A 2,621-nucleotide genomic window follows, 5' to 3' on the forward strand; every position below is an offset into this window, starting at 1 on the left:
CCATTGGCGATTGCACACCCGGTCAGGCTTTAGCACACGTTGCGGCAAAAGAAGGTATTAATGCAGCAGAACATTTAAGCGGTCATCATCCTGAACCTTTAGATTATAATAATATTCCGGGTTGTACCTATTGCTCACCCGAAATTGCAAGCGTAGGTTATACTGAAAAAGCGGCCAGGGATGCCGGTTATGAAGTTAAAGTAGGTAAATTTCCATTTATTGCCAGTGGAAAAGCTGTTGCTGCCGGTGCCACAGAAGGTTTTGTAAAAGTTATTTACGATGCCAAGTATGGCGAATTTTTAGGCTGCCATATGATTGGTATGAACGTAACGGAAATAATTGCCGAAGCTGTTGTGGCCCGAAAATTAGAAACTACCGCACATGAAATATTAAATGCTGTTCACCCTCACCCTACCATGAGTGAAGGATTGAAAGAAGCTACTGCTGCGGCTTATGGCGAAGCGATAGATATTTAAAAACTAAAAAAATAATTTTACCAAAAAGGATTACACAAAAAAAGTAACTAAATTAAACGGCTGGCTAAGAAATTAATTTTGGTTAGGCGTATAATCAGGTTGTTTTTAATATAATCCGAAAATATTTATCACGGTATTTAATAATTGCCCGTTTAGCGTTTGCAACCGGTGAATTAAAGACCACAGATTAATACAGAATACCGGTTTTGAAACAATATAAACTATACTTCTGGATATGATATTTTTGAAGTAAGCCTTTACCACAGCCATACCCTTATTCCATTTTTAAAAAAGATATTACAAAGCTTAATCAATAATTGCAGTAGCTGATGCAGGGTTATAAAATGTACCTGCTTCTGAAAAACTACCTGTTACAAAAAACAACTAACCATTTAAAATATTGTGGCCCAGTTTATCTTTTTTTGTTTGCAAATATTTTTCGTTGTGCGGATTAGATTTTATTTCTATAGGCACAGTATCCACTACCTCTAACCCATAGCCCAAAAGTCCGGCACGTTTGCGTGGGTTGTTGCTCATCAGTTTCATTTTACTTACACCCAGGTGTCTTAAAATTTGTGCACCAACTCCGTAATCCCTTTCATCCATACCAAACCCAAGTTCTAAATTTGCTTCTACGGTATCCATGCCCTGCTCCTGCAATTTGTAGGCTTTTAATTTATTCAATAACCCAATACCACGGCCTTCCTGGTTCATGTATAATATTAATCCTTTGCCTTCACTTTCAATCATCTTCATGGCGTGGTGCAACTGGTCGCCGCAATCGCATCTTAACGAGCCTAAAATATCCCCCGTCATACAACTGCTGTGTACCCTTACTAAAACTGGTTCATCTTTTTTCCATTCCCCTTTTTTTAACGCCATGTGAATTTCTTTTGTATTCAATTGTTCAAAAGCAATCAATTCAAATGCGCCGTATTTTGTTGGTAATTGTACCCTTACTTCTTCTTTAATTAAGGTTTCTGTTTTTAAGCGGTATTCAATTAAATCTTTAATAGAAATTAATTTCAGGTCGAACTTTTTTGCTATTTCTTTTAACTGCGGAAGCCTTGCCATACTGCCGTCTTCATTCATAATTTCTACCAAAACACCGGCGGGGTAAAAGCCTGCCAACTGCGCCATATCAATAGTGGCCTCGGTGTGGCCTGTACGGCGTAACACACCACCTTTTTTTGCTCTTAACGGAAAAATATGTCCCGGTCTGCCCAGGTCTTCGGGTTTTGTTGCAGGATTAATTAGTGCCTGTACCGTTTTTGCCCTGTCATGTGCAGAAATTCCTGTTGTACATCCCTGCCCGAGTAAATCCACACTTACAGTAAATGCAGTTTCATGCAGCGATGTATTGTCAACCACCATCGGCGGCAAATTCAATTCATTGCAGCGTTCTTCAATTAATGGAGCACAAATAAGCCCACGGCCGTGGGTACTCATAAAATTTATAATCTCCGGCGTTACACTTTCGGCTGCCGCAATAAAATCCCCTTCATTTTCCCTGTCTTCGTCATCTACCACAATTATCATTTTCCCTTTTTTAATATCCTCAATGGCACTTTCAATACTGTCTAACATAAATTTTATTTATCAGGCAAAGGTAACAAGGTTTAGGTTTTGTGGTGGGTATTGTGACTTTTGAAATGGGGAAATTTAATTGTTACCCATAAAACATTGCTTTAATGTATCATTTAATTGATCATTTTATAATAAAGCAACCTTGTTCAGTAAAGCAGCGATTATTATCCTTTTATTGCCCTTTAACTTGTTAATAATACTTGGCGTAGTTCGCCAATTATTTAGTTTCTTTGCCACCGAATAAAACTAAACTATTATGAGAATTAAAAAAATTGTACCGCTGCTGATTGGATTGTTTGCAATACCATTCCTGATGAATGCTCAGGTAACCACAAGTAACATGAATGGCTCAGTGAAAAATCTCAAAGGCGAAGTGCTTGCAGGAGCAACAATTTCTGCAGTACACCAGCCAACCGGCACTGTTTATACAACCAGTTCTAAAAATGGAGGTAATTATTATATAGCAAATATGAATCCCGGAGGGCCATATGCTGTTACTGTATCGTATGTGGGTTATAAAACTATATCAAGAGACGCTATTACACTAGACCTTGGTGA

2 protein-coding genes and 1 pseudogene are annotated in these 2,621 nt (G+C 38.2%); 2 read left to right on the forward strand and 1 reads right to left on the reverse strand.

Annotation, left to right across the window (positions count from 1 at the left end):
- Positions 1-476, forward strand: a pseudogene (locus ACY65O_RS10555) (dihydrolipoyl dehydrogenase); the annotation flags it as partial.
- Between the two features lie 384 nt (positions 477-860).
- Here the strand turns inward: ACY65O_RS10555 and ACY65O_RS10560 are convergent.
- Complete coding sequence (locus ACY65O_RS10560; protein ID WP_462220820.1) at positions 861-2,063, reverse strand: bifunctional 3,4-dihydroxy-2-butanone-4-phosphate synthase/GTP cyclohydrolase II; 1,203 nt, start codon at positions 2,061-2,063, stop codon at positions 861-863.
- Between the two features lie 256 nt (positions 2,064-2,319).
- Here ACY65O_RS10560 and ACY65O_RS10565 point away from each other — a divergent pair.
- Positions 2,320-2,621, forward strand: a 302-nt coding sequence (locus ACY65O_RS10565; RefSeq protein WP_462220821.1) for a carboxypeptidase-like regulatory domain-containing protein, incomplete at its 3' end; no start/stop codon positions are given.

This window comes from Ferruginibacter sp., assembly GCF_031430955.1.
Classification (GTDB): domain Bacteria; phylum Bacteroidota; class Bacteroidia; order Chitinophagales; family Chitinophagaceae; genus Ferruginibacter.

Coding starts and splice junctions, on each gene's coding strand:
- ACY65O_RS10560 (WP_462220820.1), bottom strand. CDS start 2,063: ATGTTAGACAGTATTGAAAGTGCCATTGAGGATATTAAAAAAGGGAAA.